Source organism: Larkinella rosea (assembly GCF_003858635.1).
GTDB classification, from domain to species: domain Bacteria; phylum Bacteroidota; class Bacteroidia; order Cytophagales; family Spirosomataceae; genus Larkinella; species Larkinella rosea.
In genome coordinates this window covers 677710-698927 of the sequence record NZ_RQJO01000007.1, presented here as the reverse complement: position 1 = coordinate 698927, position 21218 = coordinate 677710, and the positions used below count along the sequence as shown (strand labels likewise).

Annotated in this window: 17 protein-coding genes; 8 read left to right on the top strand and 9 right to left on the bottom strand. The window is 50.3% G+C overall.

Features of this window, described 5'->3' with window-relative positions:
* The first annotated feature begins 48 nt into the window (after nucleotides 1-48).
* The 3 genes from EHT25_RS03180 to EHT25_RS03170 all read left to right on the top strand — a co-directional run bounded on the left by EHT25_RS03180 (nucleotide 49) and on the right by EHT25_RS03170 (nucleotide 2793).
* A complete protein-coding gene (locus EHT25_RS03180) occupies nucleotides 49-1782 on the top strand; it encodes a glutamine--tRNA ligase/YqeY domain fusion protein (RefSeq protein WP_124870544.1) in 1734 nt (577 codons plus the stop codon).
* A 300-nt stretch (nucleotides 1783-2082) separates the two neighbouring features.
* Nucleotides 2083-2547 carry a hypothetical protein gene (locus EHT25_RS03175; RefSeq protein WP_124870541.1) on the top strand — a complete coding sequence of 155 codons (465 nt, stop codon included), beginning with the start codon at nucleotides 2083-2085 and terminating at the stop codon, nucleotides 2545-2547.
* A 42-nt stretch (nucleotides 2548-2589) separates the two neighbouring features.
* Nucleotides 2590-2793 (top strand): hypothetical protein, encoded by a 204-nt coding sequence (locus EHT25_RS03170; protein ID WP_124870538.1) that lies wholly within the window; start codon nucleotides 2590-2592, stop codon nucleotides 2791-2793.
* Between the two features lie 4 nt (nucleotides 2794-2797).
* Here the strand turns inward: EHT25_RS03170 and EHT25_RS03165 are convergent, their stop codons facing one another.
* On the bottom strand, nucleotides 2798-3763 hold the full coding sequence (locus EHT25_RS03165) for a YihY/virulence factor BrkB family protein (RefSeq protein ID WP_124870535.1): 966 nt from the start codon (nucleotides 3761-3763) through the stop codon (nucleotides 2798-2800).
* A 209-nt stretch (nucleotides 3764-3972) separates the two neighbouring features.
* Here EHT25_RS03165 and EHT25_RS03160 point away from each other — a divergent pair, with 209 nt between their 5' ends.
* Together EHT25_RS03160 and EHT25_RS03155 are read left to right on the top strand one after the other, a co-directional pair.
* Nucleotides 3973-4443, top strand: coding sequence for a Dps family protein (locus tag EHT25_RS03160; protein ID WP_124870532.1), 471 nt, complete (start codon nucleotides 3973-3975; stop codon nucleotides 4441-4443).
* Between the two features lie 209 nt (nucleotides 4444-4652).
* Complete coding sequence (locus tag EHT25_RS03155; protein ID WP_124870530.1) at nucleotides 4653-5723, top strand: hypothetical protein; 1071 nt, start codon at nucleotides 4653-4655, stop codon at nucleotides 5721-5723.
* Between the two features lie 6 nt (nucleotides 5724-5729).
* Here EHT25_RS03155 and EHT25_RS03150 read toward each other — a convergent pair whose 3' ends face one another.
* The 7 genes from EHT25_RS03150 to EHT25_RS03120 all read right to left on the bottom strand — a co-directional run bounded on the left by EHT25_RS03150 (nucleotide 5730) and on the right by EHT25_RS03120 (nucleotide 18953).
* A complete protein-coding gene (locus tag EHT25_RS03150; RefSeq protein WP_124870527.1) occupies nucleotides 5730-7595 on the bottom strand; it encodes a CocE/NonD family hydrolase in 1866 nt (621 codons plus the stop codon).
* Nucleotides 7596-7707: 112 nt separating this feature from the next.
* A complete protein-coding gene (locus EHT25_RS03145; RefSeq protein WP_185731265.1) occupies nucleotides 7708-10128 on the bottom strand; it encodes an ABC transporter permease in 2421 nt (806 codons plus the stop codon).
* A gap of 172 nt (nucleotides 10129-10300) precedes the next feature.
* A complete protein-coding gene (locus EHT25_RS03140) occupies nucleotides 10301-11515 on the bottom strand; it encodes an FG-GAP repeat domain-containing protein (protein ID WP_229311418.1) in 1215 nt (404 codons plus the stop codon).
* A 60-nt stretch (nucleotides 11516-11575) separates the two neighbouring features.
* The gene (locus tag EHT25_RS32565) at nucleotides 11576-15100 is read right to left on the bottom strand and encodes a PVC-type heme-binding CxxCH protein (RefSeq protein WP_185731264.1); all 3525 of its coding nucleotides are present in this window, start codon (nucleotides 15098-15100) and stop codon (nucleotides 11576-11578) included.
* Between the two features lie 432 nt (nucleotides 15101-15532).
* Nucleotides 15533-16666: an FG-GAP repeat domain-containing protein gene (locus EHT25_RS03130; protein ID WP_124870521.1), complete on the bottom strand. Its 1134-nt coding sequence runs from the start codon at nucleotides 16664-16666 to the stop codon at nucleotides 15533-15535.
* A 30-nt stretch (nucleotides 16667-16696) separates the two neighbouring features.
* Nucleotides 16697-17884 carry a class I SAM-dependent rRNA methyltransferase gene (locus EHT25_RS03125; RefSeq protein WP_124870518.1) on the bottom strand — a complete coding sequence of 396 codons (1188 nt, stop codon included), beginning with the start codon at nucleotides 17882-17884 and terminating at the stop codon, nucleotides 16697-16699.
* Between the two features lie 64 nt (nucleotides 17885-17948).
* A complete protein-coding gene (locus EHT25_RS03120) occupies nucleotides 17949-18953 on the bottom strand; it encodes a zinc dependent phospholipase C family protein (RefSeq protein ID WP_374756147.1) in 1005 nt (334 codons plus the stop codon).
* 89 nt (nucleotides 18954-19042) lie between these two features.
* Between EHT25_RS03120 and EHT25_RS03115 the strand changes: the two genes are divergently transcribed.
* The 3 genes from EHT25_RS03115 to radC all read left to right on the top strand — a co-directional run bounded on the left by EHT25_RS03115 (nucleotide 19043) and on the right by radC (nucleotide 20656).
* Entirely contained in the window at nucleotides 19043-19444 is a 402-nt protein-coding gene (locus EHT25_RS03115; protein WP_124870515.1) for a Dabb family protein, read from the top strand.
* 105 nt (nucleotides 19445-19549) lie between these two features.
* Nucleotides 19550-19810, top strand: coding sequence for a 30S ribosomal protein S20 (rpsT, locus tag EHT25_RS03110; RefSeq protein WP_124870511.1), 261 nt, complete (start codon nucleotides 19550-19552; stop codon nucleotides 19808-19810).
* 150 nt (nucleotides 19811-19960) lie between these two features.
* A complete protein-coding gene (gene radC / locus EHT25_RS03105) occupies nucleotides 19961-20656 on the top strand; it encodes a RadC family protein (protein ID WP_124870507.1) in 696 nt (231 codons plus the stop codon).
* Between the two features lie 79 nt (nucleotides 20657-20735).
* On the opposite strand, the gene EHT25_RS03100 is transcribed toward radC, so the two are convergent.
* Entirely contained in the window at nucleotides 20736-21170 is a 435-nt protein-coding gene (locus tag EHT25_RS03100) for a hypothetical protein (RefSeq protein WP_124870504.1), read from the bottom strand.
* Nucleotides 21171-21218 lie beyond the last annotated feature (48 nt).

The following is a 21218-nucleotide window of genomic DNA, read 5'->3' as shown; positions in this document are numbered from 1 at the left end:
GCCAACTTAGGCTGTAATTTAGTACATTCATCACCTGATTAATGTGGTATGCCTGAAGTACCCAAAGATACCCATATTCGTACGTCTGACGAATCGGAACGCCGGAACGATGCGCCAGCGGAACGTTCGCTGAATTTCATTGAGCAAATTGTTGAAGAGGATATCGCCGGCGGCAAAAACGGCGGTCGCGTCCACACGCGCTTTCCGCCCGAACCCAACGGCTATTTGCACATCGGCCACGCCAAATCCATTTGCCTGAATTTTGGACTGGCGGATAAATACGGTGGAAAAACCAATCTCCGCTTCGACGATACGAACCCGGTTACGGAGGATACCGAATACGTCGATTCGATCAAAGCGGATGTGCGCTGGCTCGGTTTCGAATGGGAAAACGAGTTTTATGCGTCCGATTATTTCGATCAGCTCTACACGTTTGCCGAAAATCTGATTCAGAAAGGCTACGCTTACGTCGACGATTCGACGGCGGAAGTGATTGCCTCGGAAAAAGGCACACCCACCGAACCCGGAAAAGAAAGCCAATACCGGACGCGTTCGGTCGATGAAAACCTGGATTTATTCCGGCGCATGAAAGCGGGCGAATTTTCGGACGGTGCCAAAGTGCTGCGCGCTAAAATTGACATGGCGTCGCCCAACATGCACTTTCGCGACCCGATTATGTACCGCATCCGGCACATTCATCACCATCGCACGAGCAACAAATGGTGTATCTACCCGATGTACGATTTCGCCCACGGGCAGTCGGATTCCATCGAACAGATCACACACTCGCTTTGTACGCTGGAATTTGAAGTGCATCGCCCGGTTTACGACTGGTACATCAACAAGCTCGCTATATTTCCCTCCCGGCAAATCGAATTCGCCCGTTTGAACCTGACTTACACCGTCATGAGCAAACGGAAACTGCTGCAACTGGTGAACGAAGGCCACGTAAGCGGTTGGGACGACCCACGCATGCCGACGATTGCCGGTTTGCGCCGTCGCGGCTACACCCCGGCGAGCATTCGGGAGTTTGCCGACCGCATCGGGATTGCCCGGCGCGATAACCTGATCGATGTCGGTTTGCTCGAATTTTGCATTCGGGAAGAGTTGAACAAAACCACGACGCGGGTGATGGCGGTGGTCGACGAAAAACCGATCAAGGTGGTTTTGACCAATTATCCCGAAGGTCAGGTCGATGAAGTAGCGATTGAAAATAACCCGGAAGACGCCGAAAGCGGTCATCGTCTGGTGCCTTTTTCGCGGGAACTCTACATTGAGCACGACGATTTTCTGGAAAATCCACCGAAAAAGTACTTTCGGTTGTCGCCCGGCGGCATGGTTCGGCTGAAAGGTGCTTATATCATTAAATGCGAGGAAGTCGTCAAAAATGAAGCAGGTGAGGTAACCGAACTCCGGTGCGTTTACATTCCGGAAAGCCGGAGCGGTTCGGATACGTCGGGTATCAATGTGAAAGGAACCATCCATTGGGTTTCGGTGGCTCATGCGGTTCCGGCGGAAGTTCGGTTGTATGATCGCTTGCTGACGGTTGAAGATCCTTCATCGGAAGAAGGTGATTTTAAAGACTTTATCAATCCCAAATCGCTGGAAACCATTCAGGCTTTCGTGGAGCCGGGCCTGAAAACCGCCCGGGCAGGTGATCGATTCCAGTTCATCCGCAAAGGCTATTTCTGCATCGATCAAGATTCGACGGATGAAAAACTGGTCTTTAACCGCACGGTTACGCTGAAAGACACCTGGGCGAAAGAGCAGCGCAAATCGTAAGCCAATTAAAACCAACCCAACAAAAAAACCGCCTTTACGCTTAGGCGGTTTTTTTGTGGCGTTTATGCATTTGGATATAAGCAACGATTCCAGTAATATTACTAAATGAGAATTAAATGAATTCTTAAAACAAGATGTATGTTTCACAACGTACAAGCCGCATATCAAAACTGGAATTAGATATGGCAGAAGTAATAGTGAGACCCAAAGATGTCATCAAGAAGATGACTGAGGATCAAAAGAAAATAGAAGAGTACATCAAGAGTGGAGACAAATCCAACAAACCGGCCGGAATTAAATTTGTCAAACCTTTTAAGTTATCCTCTCGTTGAGGACAACGATGACATTCTTTTTACTACCGAAAATGGTAGCATCTACAGTGTTTATTTCACCGACGGTTCAAATTATTTACCCGACGCTTCCTTCTCAACTTTCGTTTTGATGTTTGGTTTTGAACGCAAACATCGGGTACGTAGCCGTTCTGGATTTGACCCAAGAATTCTACCAACTGTTGTCAAAGTCCTTTACCTTGCTTTTCAAAAACAGCCTGATTTGATCGTTGTTTATGTCTGTAGTCAGGCCAACGGACTGCAACAAGTAAGAAATACATTGTTCGAAAAATTGTATCAACAATTTAAAGCAGGGTACCGAAAATTAGATTATAATGACGGTGAAAGTTTCTTCAGCTCAGCAATTTTCAGAGAAGCAAATCCATACGCCGAGGAATTAGAAGAAAGAATCCAAACATTTATTCGTGATAAGTAACGTCTGAAAGTAAAACTAAATTCAACCAATTCCTTTCTCAAAATGACTCCCCAACAGGAAAAACTACAGCAGGACGCTATTGAAGTTCTTGCCAAACGAATGCCCTTTTTGAATAAAGACAACGCACATACCATCACCGTTGAACCCGATGCATCTCAGCTGACCGTTGCCGGACTGGACGATGAAGAGGAGACGATTCTGAAAGAAATTCTACGCAAGGAATACGGTTATTCGCACCTGAAATAACCGCCTATTCCTTCACCGTTTCCGTGTTTTTTTGGGGCGGCAGCGTACGAATATTCCGCTCTTTTTCCTGTTGCTCGACATAAACCGCATAGTCGGCTGGCTCGATTTTAATCCCGTAATGCTCGGCGTAGACCTGCGTAAATTCCGCACCGAAATACAGAATGGCCGCCGTGTAATAAATCCAGACCAGAATAACGATCAGCGAACCTGCGGCTCCGTAGGTCGAACCGGTGCTGGAGGTTTCGATGTATAAACCGATCAGGTATCGACCGAGCATAAAGAGCAAGGCGGTAAAAATGGCACCCCATCGAATGTCCTTCCAGGCTATTTTAGCATCAGGAAGCACTTTAAAAATGACGCCAAATAAAACCGTAATGACCCCGAAGCTAATCAGGAAATTAAGTGCTTCGACAAAAATGACGGCCAGATCAGGAAAATGCCGGGTCAATCGATCACTCAGCGCCAGAATAATCCCATTGACAATTAGCGATACCACGAGCAGAAAACCCAGGCTGACGATTAGTGAGGACGATAAAAGTCTGTCTTTCAATATCTTGACCCAACCCCTCTTGGGCTTGGCTTTCACCCGCCAGATCAGGTTGATCGAATCCTGAATTTCAACGAAAATACTGGTTGCACCCAGAATCAGGGTGAAAATACCGGTGATCAGGGCAACGTTGGTTTTCCCCGAAAGCTCCACGCTCTTGATCATTTCCTGAATCTGGCCAGCCGCCTGATTGCCAACCAACCCGTTGATTTGCGAAAAAACCTGCCCCCGAATGGCCTCTTCGCCATAAAAAATACTCGTTATGGAAATCAGCAAAACCAGAAGAGGGGCCAACGAAAAAACCGTATAATAGGCCAGCGCGGCACTTAGTTTTAATCCCCGATCGTCGGAAAATCCGTTGAAGGATCCTACGAGAAGCGTCCAGGCATCCGAGAAAAACCGCTTTGTTTTCGATTGCTTCATACCGTTGATTTTTTAAGACAAGCGCGATAAGAGGTGAGACAAAAGATCCCACACCGCTCTCTACTCACTTGTCCTACTTCTCTTGTCTATGGCTAAACTAGAATGATAGAGTGTTGTTTTGTAATTCCAGTAAAACAAACCGAAGTTTCAGTGGTTTAAAAATTAGATCGGCTTACACAAGCTGTTGCTCATTTTAAGACACAAAAGACATGAAACTCAACATCGGTCTTGATCAAGACACCCTGAAACAAGTCAACGAACTATTGAACGCCCTACTGGCCGACCAACACGTTTTATACATTAAAACCCGCAAATACCACTGGAACGTGAGCGGGCCAAGTTTTCTGGAATACCACGAATTTTTTGAAAAACAGTATACCCAGCTCGAAGCGGCCATCGACGAAGTAGCCGAGCGCATCCGAACCCTGGGGGGACGCCCGGTTTCAACGATGGAAGATTTCCTGAAACTGACGAGCCTGAAGGAAGACAAAAGTGATGAGATTAAGACCCCAGACATGTTCAAACGCCTGCTCGACGACCACGAACAATCGATTCGGGAACTGCGTGAAGATGTCAGCAAATGCGAAGAACTGGAGGATGCCGGAACCGCCGACTTCCTGACTAATCTGATGGAAGACCACGAGAAAATGGCGTGGATGCTTCGGAAGTATTTGTCATAGATTCCATTTCCCGATTAAAAAACCGGCATTCGACTCGATGCCGGTTTTTTGATTTTAGATGAAATGGGTACCGATTACATCGTGTAACTTACCTATTACCATTCCATTAAAGGTTTTACCGTTGCCTAATTATAGCGATTTGCCAGTCTGCAAATGAGTTAGTTTAGCCTGATCAATTGATTTGCACCTATCCTAACTCCTTCAAAGTCATGTGGAAACATCTCGCTCCCGTCGCTTCAACTCTCCTTTTTCTGGCCGTTAGCAGTTGCCAGATTGATCCAAAAAAGGTTTCCAGCAACTCGCTCAACGTCGCATTGGTGGGTATAGATGGCAACACGCTCGTGCTCAATGAAAAAGCCGATGCGTCCTCTCCGCTTTACCCCGTTCGCAGGGACGACAAGGGGGTTTACTACGGTTCGCGGCTGACGCTGACACCGGATCAGTTAAGCCAAATGAAGAAATCCAAAAACCCGGCGGTTCTCCGGTTACTTTACGACGAAAAAAACCAATTCCTGATGGGCGAAGCCTACCCGATTGCGCAGTACCTGAACGAGAACGTGATCACACTTCCGGGCGAACAGCTCATAACGGCGAAAGCGTTTCAATGGGATTATCAACTTCTGGACGCTCCCATCCCCCTGACATTTCCAATGATTATCAAGAAGGAAGATCTGATCAATCGCCCGTGGACAGCCTACGCCCGACTCGTTCTCCCGATTTCCAGGTATATCTATTGTTTTGTGACCAAAGAAACGCCCTGCGAGCTCGAACGGTGTCTGAAATACCCGCCGGAATTCAACTTCGAAAGCATTGAAATCCTGGCTAATTCAGGTCCCGCCATCATCAAAACGCTCACCTCGGCCGATTGCGCCATCTCATTGACGGCAGCCCAGGCTTTCCTGACCTCGGGACCTTCGGCAACTTTTAAAGTTAGGGCGTACGTCAAACGGTTAAAAGCGGCTCCGGCGGGCCCGGCTCCGACTTACTCGTTTCGTTATTCCAATTCCTCGCTGCCTTCGCGCCTGGAAGCTTCTCACCTGGTACCAGTGGACTTGTCAAGTCTGGCAACGCTGGCGGTGGGTTCCACCCAACTGGTTGAATTCCAGCTTTCGTGGCTGCTTCCAATGGCCATTGGACCGAAAGATTTTTTCGTCGTCAACAACGCTACCTTCGATGCCATTGTGGCCAAAGGCGGTTGTGCGACCCCGAATACGATGCAGCATTATGCCGAAGACCGTTTCCGGTTTAACCTGAACGGCGCACCCGGCGGCTGTCTGTAAAACCGCTTAATCCATCACCCGAACTTTCAACAAGCTCCCACCGTAGACGCGGTGGGTTGCTTTTTGGTAGTCGGATTCGCTGGCGTTGTGGATATTCGGGACAAATTTCTGCGGATTCCGGTCGTAGAGCGGGAACATCGTGCTCTGAACCTGCACCATAATGCGGTGGCCTTTTTTGAAGGTGTGCAGAATATCAATCAGTTCATAATTGACGTTGGTCACTTCGCCCGGCTTGAACGGTTTCGGATTGGTTTTATCGTCCCGAAATTTCCCCCGGAAGGCGTCATGCCGGATCATTTGCTGAAAACCACTCATTTTCTCGTTTTTAGCGGTATTGGCATTGTCCTTCGCATCGCCGGGATAGACATCGATGAGCTTCACCATCCAGTCGGCGTCGGTGCCAGTGGTGGAGACTTTCAAATTCGCCAGAATGTTACCAGCCAGCGTGACGTCTTTGTCAAGCACCTCGGTTTGGAACACCAAAACGTCGGGACGGCGGGCGGCAAACCGCTGATCTTCCACCATGTAATCGCGGTTCATGTCGAGCGAAATGGTTTCGGTAAATGGCACCGGTTTTTTCGGATCGGATACAAACTCCGCAAAACCGGTGCTGGCGGTTGGGGCATCGAACGAAAGTTTTCCATTCGGCAACAGGTATAGATTCTTTTCGACGGCGGCTTTGGGCGGCCAGGCATCGAAGCTCCGCCATTTATTCGTACCGGTTTCAAAAAGCTGCGCTTCGGGAAATTTCGCATCGCCCTCCCCTTTCAGAAAATACGCAAAAAACTTCCGTTCAATGTTCTCCTGAAAATACGGTCCGGTTTTTTCGCCGAAGTTCACGCTGCCCAGCTGATCGCCGGTGTCATTCCAGCCGCCGTGCGTCCACGGACCCGCCACCAGTATGTTATAAATGCCGGGGTTCTGTTTTTCAATGGCTCCGTATGTCTTGAAAATACCGTGCAAATCCTCGGCGTCGTACCAGCCGCCGACTATCATCACTGCGTGTTTGATGCCTTTCAGATGCGGCAAAATGTTCCGCGACTGCCAGAACTGGTCGTAATTCGGGTGGGCCAGATTGCCATTCCAATACGGATCTTTGCCTTCGTACAAACCGGTTTTCTGCGAATTTTTCATCGGGCCGAGGTTCAGGAAAAACTCGTAGCCGTCTTCCGTGCCGTACTTAAATTCCTTGCCGGAAGGCGTTTTGGTCGGCGTTCCATCGGTCCGATTGGTGAAATACGGGTAAAAATTGAAGTTATGCGGAATCAGAAAAGCGCCGTTGTGGTAGCTGTCGTCGCGCCAGAGGTCGGCCATCGGGGCTTGCGGTGAAGACGCCACCAAGGCCGGATGACCGCTTAACGCCCCCACCGACGCGTAAAAACCGGGGTAACTAATGCCCCACTGCCCGACTTTCCCGTTGTTGTTGGGAATGTTTTTGATGAGCCAGTCGACGGTATCATACGTATCCGTGCTTTCGTCGACGTCGGTTTTGGACTTCTTATTGGGAATCTGTGGCGTCATTTCCTGAAAAACGCCCTCGCTCATCCAGCGACCGCGAACGTCCTGATAGACAATGACATACTTATCTTTCATGATAAATTCCGAAGGGCCAAACCGGCGTCGGGGAAACTGGTCGGCACCGTATGGCTGGCAGGAATACGGCGTGCGCTGCATCAGAATCGGGTATTTCTTTTCTGCCGAAATGTCCTTCGGAACATAAACCGCCGTGAACAGTTTGATCCCGTCGCGCATCGGAATCTGGTATTCGAACTTGTTATAATTTTCTTTGATGAACGGATTGGCCGCCGGAGCCTGTGCCAAACTTTGAAAGGCAACAGCCAGAAAACAAATAACCAGAAATTGGATTTTCATAAACGTACCCACGGACTTTAGTCCGTGCTTTTTAAATAGCGGTTTGTGATGTAAATTCAGGCAAAAAATCATGGCCAAAACGGAGATACACGGACTGAAGTCCGTGGGTACGTTACTCACTTTGCAGCGATTGGGTTGGATTACTCAAAGCCGCCTTGATCGTCTGGTAACTGATGGTTGCCAGTGAAATCAGGACCAGGATCAGCATCGGAACCAGCCAGTGAATGGGATTGAGTTCAATCCGGAAGGCATACACCGACAGCCACTGATTAATCAGATACCACGAAACCGGGATTGCCAGCAAACCCGCAACCAGCAACAACCGCATAGAGTCCCAGGCCAGCAAGCCCAGCACACTCGTCACGGATGCACCCAACACTTTCCGAACGCCAATTTCTTTCGTCCGCCGGGCCGTGCTGTACGAAGTCATTCCGAACAGGCCCATGCAGGCAATCAGAATCGCCAGCGACGAGAACAGCATAAAGGTACGGCCGAACTGGCGATCCTGCCGGTATTGCCGGTTGAAAAAATCATCCAGAAAAAAGTAATCCATCGACGATTCCGGGAAAAACCGCCCCCAGACGGTTTCCACTTTTTTGACCAGTCCATCTACCTGATTCGTGTTCAATTTCAGGGAATAAAAATCGGTCGGCAGCCAGCTATATTCGGGATCCATGAACAAAATCAGGGGCGTAAACTGCTTCTGTAGCCCCTGCTGGTGATAATCTTTAACGACGCCAATGATTTCGTTCGTGCGGTCATGGGTCACTTCCAGCAGAATTTTTTCACCGATGGCCTCCTCATTCGATTTGAAACCAAACTGTTTCACTGCCGATTCGTTCAGGATCAGCCCCGTCGAATCGGCCGGGCGGCTGCGGTCGAAAGCGCGACCGGCAACCAGTTTCAGGTCATAGGTTTTCAGAAAATCAAAATCGATCATCAGGCTCTCATACAAGCGATCAGATTCCGGGCCCTCATGCAGTCGACGGTTGGCCAGCATCTGGCCCACTTCCTTACCCGGAACCGCCCCCGATCCCGTTACCTCGGTAACGCCCGGAATGGACCGGAGTTCATTTTTCAGGGTACGGGTTTTCTGCTGATACTGATCGGTTTTCACCGGCGCTTTCAACACCAGTACCTGATCGACCCGAATTCCCAGATTTTGATCCAACATGAAGGCCAACTGCCGCCCGGCGACAAACGTTGCGACAATCAGAATCATCGACGCCGTAAACTGGAATACAACCAGCCCTTTGCGCAAAACCGCTCCGCTGCCCGTAAACCGGTATTGTCCTTTCAACGCCAATGCCGGTTTTACCCGGGATAAAACCAGGGCCGGATAAATTCCGGAAACGACGATTCCCGTCAGAAAAATAGCCGCAAAGCTCGCGTATTGAGCCGTTTCCTGCCAGTCGAAGGACGACGTCGGAATGTCCAGAAAGTCCGGCAAAATGAAATGAGCGACCAGTATCAACACGGCGGCCAGGACCAACGCCATTCCATTGAGCAGCAGCGATTCGAATAAAAACTGAAACACCAGCAGCGATTTGTGCGATCCAACGGCTTTTCGAATCCCAATTTCTTTTGCCCGATCCATGGCCCGGGCGGTCGATAAATTGATGTAGTTGACCCAGCCAATGATCAGAATGACAAATGCGATGACCGACAGAAACTGAACCGCCCGGCGATTGCCCTTGATCTCGATTTCGTTTTGGGTGGCCGGATTCAGGTGAATATCGTGCAGCGGAACCAGATCGATGCTCCAGACGTGGTCGCGCAGGGCTTCGGCGGTTTTATACTTTTCCGATAAAGCCGGAAATTTGGCGATCAGTTTTGCCGGATCGGTTTGCGGACGAAGCCGGACAAACGAATAACTTTCGTGCTGGTACCAGAAATCCCAGTTGCGCCGGTTCGATGTAGCAAACGACATCAGCATACTGAATTGCATGGTCGAATTGACCGGCAAATCCGCAAAGACACCCGTCACCTCACAATGATAAGAACTCGCAATGGTGCTGATATCCAGGTATTTGCCTACCGGATTCGCAGTACCGAAGTACCGCCGGGCGGCTGATTCCGAAATGACTACGGTATTCGGTGCCGTCAGGAATGTCCGCCGATCGCCTTTCCGAACCGGATAGCCGAAAAAGGTAAAGAAATTGGAGTCCGCAAAACACACGTGATCTTCCCGGAACTTGGTTTCCTGGTACCGAACAACCCGGGTTGACCCGCGCCAGGCAATGCGCGTGAAGGCTTCAATCTCCGGAAATGCCTGTTTCATTGCCGGAACATAACCATTGCTGCTCGTAGCCCAGTGATCGGTTTGAACATTGTTTTTGTAGAAGACACTTTCGACCCGGTAAATCCGGTCGCCGTCCGGGTGAATGCGGTCGTAACTTTGTTCAAAACGCACATAGCCGGAAATCAACAGGAAAGCCGCCATGCCAAATGCCAGGCCGATGAGGACAATACCGGTGTAGATTTTATGGCGAAGAATGTTTCGAAAAACGACGGTACAGTAATGTCTGAGCATGACCTGAAGTTGGGGAGGATGGAAACCGAGCGGTTTTGAGCGCTGGCTGATTGATTCCGTAAAATACGCATAAATTAAAAAAGTCTCCGGTCCGTTCAAAATAAGAGTCATTTTGAACGGACCGGAGACGGAATGAAGCCAGCAGGCTGACCAATCGACTGGTTATATCAGCTCACTTTTGCTGCTCGAAAACATACACTCCTTTTTTGTTGCCAATCGTAACGTCCGGTTTTTTGTCGCCGTTCATGTCCTCAACGGTAACCTGCAGACCGACTCCTGAATTGTTGTCGATTTCGTGCGGAGTCCAACTGGGGTTTTTGCCGGGCTTAAATTCAAACCAGTACAAAACCGAAGGCTCATCGCGCCCGGGATCGTTGTCGGTGTTGTTGTGGGCATAATACCGCTTCCCGGTTACCAGATCCGGTTTTTTATCCCCGTTCATATCGACAAACGCCAGGCCGTGGGTTTGGGAAATCGACTTGTCAATTTCGTGGGTCGTCCAGGTTGGATTGCCCTGTCCGTCTTTGCCCTGCTCATGCCACCAGATGCCATACTTGTGCGCCGACGAACTGATCACGTCGTTCAGGCCATCGCCATTGACGTCGTAAATGTACATTTGTGAACATTCTTCGCCCAGTTTGGCGGGGTGAAAGGTCCAGTTACTGCGTTTCGGATCGGTTTGGCCTTCCCACCAGCCGGTATGAATGATCACATCCAGTTTTTTGTCGCCATTGATGTCGCCCAGTCCAAGACCGTGGGTATACTGGTGGGTTCCCATCGTTCCTTCTCCTTTACTGATCACGAACTTCTCCCATTCTTCGTCGAAGTTTTTAGCGGGTGACTTCAGCCAGATGATTTCCTTGGCCGTCGGATCGTTGCACAGCAAATCCTGCCGTCCGTCGCCATCCACATCGACAAACAGCGGGGATTCATTTCCGACCGATGAATGAATGGGGTGTACTTTCCAGATGCCGGGCTGGTTTTTAGGATTCTCGTGCCAAACGGCGGCTTTTCCGGGAAAATCAATCCGGATCAGATCAACCCAGCCATCCTTGTTGACGTCCAGTGCAAAACTCAGGAACGAGTTGCTGTAACCGGTCATGTACGAAAACTTTTGGGGTTGGGCCAGCTCGTGCGGAGTCCAGTTGGGCGCTTCAAACCAGTAGGCACCCGCCATCACATCTTTTTTTCCATCTTTATTGACGTCTCCAACGGTGGCGCCTTCCGCAATGAAATCCTGGGTCAAAACCGATCGCTTAAATTTCAGATCAGCGGCTTTTTTTTCTTTATTCGGGACATTGCTGACCAGTACGCCCAGTGCCAGACCACCGCACAGGATCACGCCCAGTTTACTCATTACGTCCGATTTTTTGGTACGTTGTCTCATCTTGTTAGGTTGAAAGGTATCCGATACACTACGGTTTTGAAAGCGGAAAGTTGGAAAAAGCTACTTAACGCTCAGTAAATAGGCCACCAGGGCATAAAAATCTTTCTCGGGAATAGTGTGCCGGAACTGATCGGGCATGAGCGTAAATTTCGAGGCTTTGTATTCCTTCATATCGTTTTTAGCCACCGAAAACTCTTTCCCGTCCGGACTGGCGAAAACCATCACTTCGCCCTCGGTCCGGCGGTATAAACCGGTCTGGGTCTGGCCGTTTTTAAGAACGATGTTGTACGTCCGGAAGGCTTCGGAAATACTCCGGTTGGGGTCCAGAATTTTTTCGGTCAACGCCTTTTGGCCCCAGTTGCCGATTCCGTCGAGTTGCGGTCCCACCAAACCGCCTGTGCCTTTGATCTGGTGGCACATGCTGCAGTTGAGCTGAAACACTTCCCGACCCGCTGCGGGCGAGTTCACAACCTCATTGAATCCGGTGAGCCGGGCCTTGATCAGTTTTTCGCGTTCTTCGCGCTCGCTGGCTCCGCTGGCCTGAATTTCGCTCAGCAGTTTTTGCTGCTCGGGCCGGGCTTTGGCCGAAATGCGCTCACTGACGGACGTTTCGGAAAGAATATCGACCCCAACCTGCTCTTCTTTCAAAGCACGGATCAGGTGATTGATTCCTTCCTCCGAATTCGCTAATACCGACGCAATCGCTACCTGCAAGGGGCGCGCACCGCCCATCAGTCCTTTTTCCAGGGACTCGTAAACGGCCGCCGAGGGTACCCGATTCAACGACATGGCCAGCTTCTGACGCAACGCCAGCGATTCGGACCGGTCCGCAAAAACCGCCGTGAGCAAAGGGGCATTCTGGTTCGGGTTGATGTTCATCAGGGCATCTGCCGACGCCATTCGCACCCGGGGATCCACCCAATTGGACCGCACCAGCTTTTGCAAAACCGGTTCCAGCGACGTAATCTTGTATTTCCCGGCCATTTCTGCCGCCTGCACTCGCTGGTCCGCCAGATCCGTCGGGCTTTTGGTCAGGGGAAGAACCGCTGGTGTCAGATTTCCGATACCAATGTTACCGGTTCTTGAACTATCCAATATTTCCAGAAACCCACGTTGCCCTTTGTAAGCACTCAAGTCCAAAACCGCCCGTTTTATCAGGTCGTTTTTTCCGGCGTCTTTTTTCTGCTGCACCCGGTATTCGGCAATCACCTTACCCGAGCCAGATAACCGAACGCGAATCCCATTTTTTGATGTACCGGTTTTGGCATCACTGTTCACTAAATCATTGTCGTAGACGTTCATTTGCAGCGATTGCGGGAGTTCAAACACGGCGGAAAATACCTGCGCAATCGGTGCACGCTGGCCAATCAGCATCGGCACGGCCGGAAACGCATCGGTCGACAGGTCTTTTATGATAAACCACTGTCCGGTTTCTCCCGATTTATCCAGCGCCTGGATTTTCCAGGTATCGGAGGATTCCGAAATGCCCGAAAGGGATTTTTGCGCCAGTTCGCTTCCCCATTCCTTCATCAGCGGACTCACTGCCGAACCGCTTTGTGCTATTCCGCCGAGCATGGTTCGGTGCAGGGCAAACTGGTCGTCATAGTCGTTGGCAAACTTTTTCCGAACGACCCGAATTACTTCTTCCAGTCGCGAAGCGGGCAAATAGCGACTGATATACGCCACATAATCCGTCAGCTGCGCGGCTGGCAACCGATCATTCTGCAATTCGTTCAGCACAAAAACCGCCCCCTCCGGCTTGGGCACATCCGTCATGGCTTTCGCCAGCAACGCCCGTTGTGGATTGGTCCAATTGCGTCCGGCCACTTCCGACAGCACGTTTTTATTCCGCAGGGAATTGCGGATGGCAATGATCGTCGTATACCGCAAATGCGAATCGTCCGCATTTATTTTCTCGTACAAATTACACAACTGCACCAGGTCGGCGGTTTCCGGGAAAGTGCCCAGTACCGCGGCTGCCGTCCGCTGAACATCCGGATTCGGGCTGGCCAACGCCTGGGCCACCAACACCCGATTTGGAGCGCTCAATGTTTTCCGTTCCATCGCAATCCGTAGCGCGTGAATCTGGATTAACGGATCGGCACTGGTCAACGCGCTGCTCAACTCATTGTCTGTCAGGGCATTCAAGCGGTTCAGAATCCAAAGTCCCTGGACCACCATTTTGGGCTCATTTGTAGCGGTTTTTATCATCTGCCGCACCGGCTCGATAGCCTTCGATTGCCAGACATCCACCAATCGATCGGCAATTTTCAGACGAACGTTCAACTGCGGATGGTTCAGCCCGGCCACCAGTTCCGGCAAAGGGGCTTTCGACCAATCTCTGACCGCCAAATTTTCGTGCGGTTTTTTGCCGGTGTATTTGATTTTCCAGATGCGCCCGCTCACCCGGTCGCGTCCGGGATGGCTCAATGAGACTTCGTAGTGACCAATAATCCGGTTGTAAAAATCGGCTACATAAAGCGCCCCATCGGGGCCCACTTTTATGTCGACGGGCCGGAACCAGGGATCGTCGCTCCGCAAAAAATCAGCTTCGCGTTTTGAAACTGGCGTCGAGCCTTTGTGCGTAATGGTGTTGCGGTTAATCTGGCAGGTCACCACATCGCCGGTAAAAAAACTGTGGCGGTACTCTTCCGGGAACTGCAAACCGGTGTAATACACCAATCCGGCAATGGCGGTGGAACCCAGTTCGTAACTCATCATTTCCGGCGCAAAACCGATCGCGGGCGCTTTCTTGCCAAAGTGCGGGTATTCCGCACCAAAGATTAACTGGTAAATGGGCTTGGAATGGCAATCGACCGAATATAAATACCCGGATTCATCGTAGGCATAGCCGAACGGATTCACCCGGCCAAAGGTAGTTTGCTCAACCCGGCTACCGTCCGTTTTAAACCGGAAGGTGTTTCCTGATACCATTGTAATCGAATCGCCGTCTGTTCCGGCAATGCTGGACGTGTTCGTAAACCCGTGACAGGCATACACCCAGCCATCAAAGCCGCGCGTCAGGTTGTTGACCATACCGTGTGTATCCTTGTGGCCAAATTCGCCCAGAATCTTCGTCTGCTGATCGGATTTATCGTCGCCGTTCGTGTCCTTGAAATGGGTCAGGTTTGGAATGCTGAACGCAATTGCCCCGTCGGTGACCGGCAAAATGCCAATGGGAATGTTGAGTTTGTTGTTAAACGGCGTAAACCGGTCGGCTTTGCCATCCCCATTGGTATCTTCCAGGATCGTAATCCGGTCTTTACCGTCGCCGGGCGCAGCGGGCAGCGGATATTCCGACGATTGGGTGACCCACAGGCGGCCCCGATCGTCGAACTCCATATTCATCGGTTTTGTAATATCGGGTTCAGAAGCAAAGAGAGTGACTTCAAAACCTTCCGGTAACGTAAATCCCAGGCGTTCCTCTTCGGGTGTGCGGAATTCCGTCGTTCGGACGTTGTTGGCAAATTTAGCTTTCTCGTTCGCCTGCTCATTTCCTTTCCGGGGCGGATTACAACCCTGTGCATACAGCAACAACAAGCCGGTGCAGCAGACCATCAGTTTGTTGTTCAGCAATCGATTCATTTTAGGTTTAGCTTTTTAATTGGAATTGATGGAAGAAGAATTTCGAAAAACCGGCCGTTATTTTCACGAAAATAGGTCGATTTAGTTGGAATACACCAGTACTATTTTGCCATTTTTTAATGCTTTTATTCAATCACCTGAACGGTGGCCGAATGGATGTTGAAAGAGCGGTTCTTTTCTTTTCCGATTCACGAAAGATACGTATTCGTGCTAAAAACGGGTCCGTTTACCAACACTTATTATAAACAGTTTTCCTCGAAAATCTACTATTGGATTTAATTTCAGGTTCGGGACAAACGACAGGTTGTTAGAAAGCTGGTCCTGTAAAAACGGAATGCCAGCTGGAGGGCGTCTCATTTATTCACCCAACCACCTGGCATTCCGTTTTTTATGCTTTCCTACAAACCGGTTTTTTGTTAACAGGTGCCCGTTTTATTTTTCATTGAAGAAGATTTCCAGGCCATCTTTACCGGCAACAATGATATCCGGCCGGCCGGTGCCGCGGAGGTCGGCGAGCGCGAAGTAAATTCCGGTTCCTTTTCCTTTGCCCGGTTGCCCGTAAGCAATCGTGTGTTTAATAAATTCCTTGCCGTTCCAGGTGAAATAATAAAGGCCTACGTCGTCATACGCACCGGCATCGCCATCGTTATGGGCGCGGTAGCGTTTGCCGGTAATGAGTTCGGGCTTTTTGTCACCGTCGAGGTCGGCCCACTCGAGCACGTGGTACTGCGAGGCTTTTTCGTCGATGGCATGTTTCTTCCAGCCGCGTTTTCCGCCTTCCAACGTTTGTTCGTACCAGTGCAAGCCGTAGCCGTGGCCCTGCCCCACAATGAGGTCGTTGCGTTTGTCGCCGTTGACATCGACGACCAGAATGGGAACGCTGGCGGTTCCCAGCTCAAATTCCGAATGCAGCGTCCACGGGCCTTTTTCGCGATCCACCGGAGCCTCAAGCCAGCCTTTGCTGACGATAAAATCACTGCGACCATCGCCATTCACGTCACCCAGACCCAGGCCGTGATCCTGGGTTGGCGCCACATTCACCTGCCTGAACGTCCCTCCTTTTTCCAGTTTAAAGTATTTCAGCGGATGTTTCGGATTATTCGGCACGATTTCAACCGTTCCGTCGCCGTCAACGTCCCACGCCCGGGTGGTTTCGACGTTGCCAACCTTCCCGATCTGGTGAACCGGCCACAGGTCTTTTTTGCCGACACCCGGGTTCTCGAGCCATTTCAAGTCTTCGCCAAACCAGCCCCCCGTCACCACATCGATATGTCCATCGGCATTGACGTCCAGCGGAATGGACGAAAAATCGTCGTAATACTGGTCGTACCGCTTCTGATTCCCGATCAGGTACCGCTTGCGAAAAAGGGCTTTCGGATCAGCGGAATTTTCGTACCAGAAATCCCCGGAAACCAGATCCGGGCGACCATCTTTGTTGACATCCATGACGCCAACCGACTCGTAGCTTTCGGCAGCCACAAAATACCGGCTAAACTGAATGTCTTTTGAATCGGTTGCCAGCGATACCAAACCGGCCAATCCGATGGAGAAGAGGCTTATTTTCATATTCGCAAGTTTATAAATAATCCCGCTTAATTATTCCACCCATAAAACCAAACCTTTCAAATAACCGCCTTCGGGATGAAATAAATTGACCGGATGATCGGCGGGCTGGCTCAGGTGGTGCAGGACCCGCACCTGCCGACCAGCTTCGATGGCTGCGGCCACGATGGTGTTGTAAAACAATTCGCGGTCGATCACCTGCGAACACGAAAACGTAAACAGAACCCCGCCTTTGGCAACCCGTCGTAAACCTTCTGCATTCAATCGTTTGTAGCCCTGCACCGCCCGGTGACGAGCCGACATACTTTTGGCGTAAGCCGGAGGATCGAGCACCACCACCTCGTAGGTGTGGTCGTGCGCGTGCAGGAACTTTAACACATCATCGACGTAGGCTTCGTGGTGGTTTTCGACCTCCGTTTCGCCAAAATTGAGCGCCACATTCCGGTTGGTCAGATCAATGGCTTTCTGGGACGCATCGACGGAATGCACCAGGGCGGCACCGGCTTTCAGCGCATACACCGAAAAACCGCCCGAATAACAGAAGGCATTCAGCACTTTTTTCCCGGCAGCATACCGGGCCAGTAACTTCCGGTTTTCCCGCTGATCGAGGAAAAAACCGGTTTTCTGACCACTGATCCAGTCCACCAGAAACCGGTGGTTATTTTCCAGCACTTCATGCGGGACATCCGCCCGGCCATACCGGTAGGCATTCTGAACGGTTGCGGCATAGTCGTCGGGAAGCGTTTCGGCGCTTTTGTCGTACACCGCGATTAACTGATCGCCAAACACGTTTTTCAGCGCTTCGGTAATCAGGTTCCGCTCGCGGTGCATCCCTATGGAATGCGCCTGCAGAACCGCCACGCCGTTGTACATATCGATAATCAAACCGGTACAACCATCACCCTCGCCGTGTACGAGCCGGTAGCAATTGGTTTGGGGCGGTAGAATCGCCGTTCGGATGTTTCGGATAGTAGTCAGTTTCGAAGTCCAATACGCCACGTCGGGTATAACCGGCGTAAACGAAAAAATCCGGACCAGAATACTGCCATTGTGAAAATGACCGGTAGCCAGGTAGTTGCCTTTTTTGTCCCGTACTTCCACCACATCGCCGTCGACGGGCTCGCCATCGGTTCGGGCCACGGCTCCGGAAAAAACCCAGGGATGAAATCGGCGAATGGCCTCGTCACGTCCGGAACGCAGAAATAGTTGGGGGAATTGCATGGTTTCGCTCTTTTGATCGGCGAAACTACAAAATTCACCGGGCCCATGACAATTTCCGGACCTTTCAATCCTCCGATCGGACGTTAAACAAGCGTTTGAGCCAACTCCGTTTTTCTTCGGTTTCGGCCTTTTGATCATCGGCGGTTTCGTCGAAATCGGCCAGTTTTGTCAGGTCCGGCTGACCGGCGTCCACCCAACAGGTGTACCAGAAATCGCCCACCATCTTCACCGATGCCCGCATTTGCCGTTCGACCTGACCGCGCAACCGATCGTGGTATTTCCGGGAAAACTCGTCGGAATATACTTTTGTGGTTACGCCATTCCGTTCTTCAAAACCGTATTTCCGGTTTTGACCCCATTGATCGGTTAGCTCCTGTTCAAACCGCAAAACCGAGTCCAGAGCCATATGGGCGTCAAAAACCGCCCGCCAGGCCGCTTTCTGGGGCGAATTTACGTACTGGGCCGCGCCGACAAAAAAATCGTAATCCGTGCTGAATAATTCGGGTAAACGTGACTCCCAAAAACCGTGTATGCCCTGCTGTCCGGTCAGTTGTCCGTTGTAATTGCGGGTGGTATGCAACGGAACATTGGCATCGGCAATGTAATGGCCCAAATCCGCCGAAATTTTCAGGATGCGTCGGGCATTCCGGGCTTTGAATGCTTCCGTCAGTTGAAATTTAGCCAACTGAATATGCCAGGGAACAATGCCGTGCAAAGCCAGCGTGTCTGCGCCGTATTGTGCAGCCGCTTGATTCCACGAACGCGGCAACGCGGTTTTCGACGTATCCGGGTAGGCGTCCAGATCGATGAAGTGCCGCGGTGCTTCTCCCACCACCGCATACCGGCGTCGATCGGGGTTAACGGCATTTTCCGTCAGGTATTCGATGTGTTTTTTATAGAACCCCACCATCTCCGGCGGTAACGTAAATACGGCCAGCCGATTTATTCGTTTGTGGGCAAAGAAGCCCCACTGCGGTCTGCCGACCGGATGCGAAAAAGCAACCGTTGCAAAAAAAAACAATAAAATCACTTGGTTCGAAATATTTATAAGATACCTTTGTTCAAACATGGTACTTTAATAAGAAAAGTTAAGACTTTATTTATAATAGACTATGTTATTCGGAATAATATTTGGAATAACATCAATTTGACAAAATCATGAAACGCAAATCCTTTGGCTACGGCCTGATTCTTTTATTCTTCGGTGTTTTTGGCTTAGTTATCTACGGTGCCTACTCTCCTGCAAGAAAAGCCCAGAAACAGCGAATTGTCTGCTTTAAATTCAAAGAAGGCACTAAAAATGAAGCGATTGAACAACATATGCGTGAGTTTGCCGCTTTAAAGCATGAAATTCCACAGATCATTTCTTACACCTCCGGCAAGACTTTGAGCGGTGACGGCGGTGTTTCGTCCGAATATGACGTGATGCACTACCTCACGTTTCAGAGCGAAGCCGATATTGAGACGTTTAACAAGAATGAAAAGCAACGGCAGTTTCTAAAAAATAATCGGGGAAGCTGGGAGAAGGTGTTTATCATCAACTCCGATATTCGGCAGTAAAAGCCCGGTTAACGCATCGGCGTTTAAAGATAAATTTGCATAGTTTCTCCTGAATACCTACTTTTGCGGATATTTCAGAGAAACTGTATTCTGTACTAATAAGCAATGGCAAATCATAAGTCGGCATTGAAGCGGGTCCGGGCAAACGAAAAGAAACGTTTGTTGAACCGTTTCCAACACAAAACGACCCGTTCGATGATCAAGCGTTTGCGGCTAACAACCGACAAGGTGGCTGCGACTGAATTGTATAAAGCGGTATCGTCGCTGCTGGATAAACTGGCAAAGCGTAACATCATTCACAAAAACAAAGCGTCTAACAACAAGTCGAAATTGGCGAAACTCGTCAACGGACTGGCTGTTGCGTAATGTACCTACGGACCGGCGGGCGATCCCGTTTAGTCCGTATTTTAATTAGTTAATTCACGGACTAAAGTCCGTGGGTACTTCACAAAACGTTAGAAAAACCTTATCTGATTCATTCAGGTAAGGTTTTTTTATTGATACGATCCCACCGCCATGACATACGAAACCTCCCGCAAAATTCTGAGCTGGGCCGAAGAAGACCGCCCCCGCGAAAAACTCATGCTCAAAGGCCGGGCGGCTCTGTCCGATGCCGAGTTGATCGCCATTTTGATTGGCTCCGGCACGCGGGATTTAACCGCCGTTGATCTATCGAAAGTCATTTTGCAAAGCGTTGGCAACAACCTCAACGACCTGGCTAAACTGAGCGTTAAAGACTTATCGAAGTTTAAAGGCATTGGGGAAGCCAAAGCGATCAGCATTGTGGCAGCCCTGGAACTGGGGCGTCGGCGAAAGGAAGAAGAGCGGCCGTTACGTCTTCGCATTACCAGTTCGCGGGACGCGTACGAAGAAATAAAACCGCATTTGCTGGATAAACAGCATGAGGAATTCTGGATTTTGCTGCTCAATCGCGCCAACGAGGTCATTCGCCCGGTGCAAATCAGTTCCGGCGGGGTTTCGGGTACGGTGGCTGACCCGAAACTGATTTTCAAACACGCGCTGGAGCAGCTGGCCAGCGCCATCATACTGGTTCATAATCACCCTTCCGGTAATCTGGCGGCTTCTCAAGCGGATAAGGACTTGACGCGAAAGCTGAAAGATGCGGGTCGATTGCTGGATATTCCGGTACTCGATCACCTGATCTTTACTGATCGGTCTTACATGAGTTTCGCCGATCAGGGCATTTTGTGATCCGGAAACCGCTGGAAAAAAAAAGACCTGCAGGATTCTAAACACATCCTGCAGGTCAACTCTTACCTCACTTTAGCAATTATTTTTTCTGATTCACTGTGATGACGGCTTCTTTGGGCGTACCGTCCGGCTGCGTACCCGGAAACGGTTTAACTTCGGACAAAGCGACATCGTAACTTTCACCCCCTAGTTGCACCGTGACCACATCGCGGTTTTTCAATTGCTGCCCGCATTGCCCGAGGCACAATTCGCCGGATTGCGTTTGAGCGTCTTTTTTCAGCGTAAATTTCACCGTCGCATTCCCAAGCCAGACGCAAAGCGCATTGGCCGGGCAACGGCTGTCGGAAATGCTTTCGACGTTCAGGGTCACATCCTGCTGCACCCGCGCCGACTGATTAATTTTGACCGTCACCGGTTTGCTTTCTTCAGCAGGTGTAACCGTTTTGTCTTTCTCGCAACCAACGGCCAGCAAACCGACCAGCAATAATCCATACAAGCTTTTAAATGGTGTCATTTTCGTTGTTCAGTGTTGTTACTGCCTTTAATGACCCACCTGACAGGT

Coding starts and splice junctions, on each gene's coding strand:
- EHT25_RS03125 (WP_124870518.1), bottom strand. CDS start 17,884: ATGCAATTCCCCCAACTATTTCTGCGTTCCGGACGTGACGAGGCCATT.
- radC (WP_124870507.1), top strand. CDS start 19,961: ATGACATACGAAACCTCCCGCAAAATTCTGAGCTGGGCCGAAGAAGAC.
- rpsT (WP_124870511.1), top strand. CDS start 19,550: ATGGCAAATCATAAGTCGGCATTGAAGCGGGTCCGGGCAAACGAAAAG.
- EHT25_RS03160 (WP_124870532.1), top strand. CDS start 3,973: ATGAAACTCAACATCGGTCTTGATCAAGACACCCTGAAACAAGTCAAC.
- EHT25_RS03180 (WP_124870544.1), top strand. CDS start 49: ATGCCTGAAGTACCCAAAGATACCCATATTCGTACGTCTGACGAATCG.
- EHT25_RS03100 (WP_124870504.1), bottom strand. CDS start 21,170: ATGACACCATTTAAAAGCTTGTATGGATTATTGCTGGTCGGTTTGCTG.
- EHT25_RS03170 (WP_124870538.1), top strand. CDS start 2,590: ATGACTCCCCAACAGGAAAAACTACAGCAGGACGCTATTGAAGTTCTT.
- EHT25_RS03115 (WP_124870515.1), top strand. CDS start 19,043: ATGAAACGCAAATCCTTTGGCTACGGCCTGATTCTTTTATTCTTCGGT.
- EHT25_RS03145 (WP_185731265.1), bottom strand. CDS start 10,128: ATGCTCAGACATTACTGTACCGTCGTTTTTCGAAACATTCTTCGCCAT.
- EHT25_RS03140 (WP_229311418.1), bottom strand. CDS start 11,515: ATGAGACAACGTACCAAAAAATCGGACGTAATGAGTAAACTGGGCGTG.
- EHT25_RS03155 (WP_124870530.1), top strand. CDS start 4,653: ATGTGGAAACATCTCGCTCCCGTCGCTTCAACTCTCCTTTTTCTGGCC.
- EHT25_RS03150 (WP_124870527.1), bottom strand. CDS start 7,595: ATGAAAATCCAATTTCTGGTTATTTGTTTTCTGGCTGTTGCCTTTCAA.
- EHT25_RS03130 (WP_124870521.1), bottom strand. CDS start 16,666: ATGAAAATAAGCCTCTTCTCCATCGGATTGGCCGGTTTGGTATCGCTG.
- EHT25_RS32565 (WP_185731264.1), bottom strand. CDS start 15,100: ATGAATCGATTGCTGAACAACAAACTGATGGTCTGCTGCACCGGCTTG.
- EHT25_RS03120 (WP_374756147.1), bottom strand. CDS start 18,953: ATGTTTGAACAAAGGTATCTTATAAATATTTCGAACCAAGTGATTTTA.
- EHT25_RS03165 (WP_124870535.1), bottom strand. CDS start 3,763: ATGAAGCAATCGAAAACAAAGCGGTTTTTCTCGGATGCCTGGACGCTT.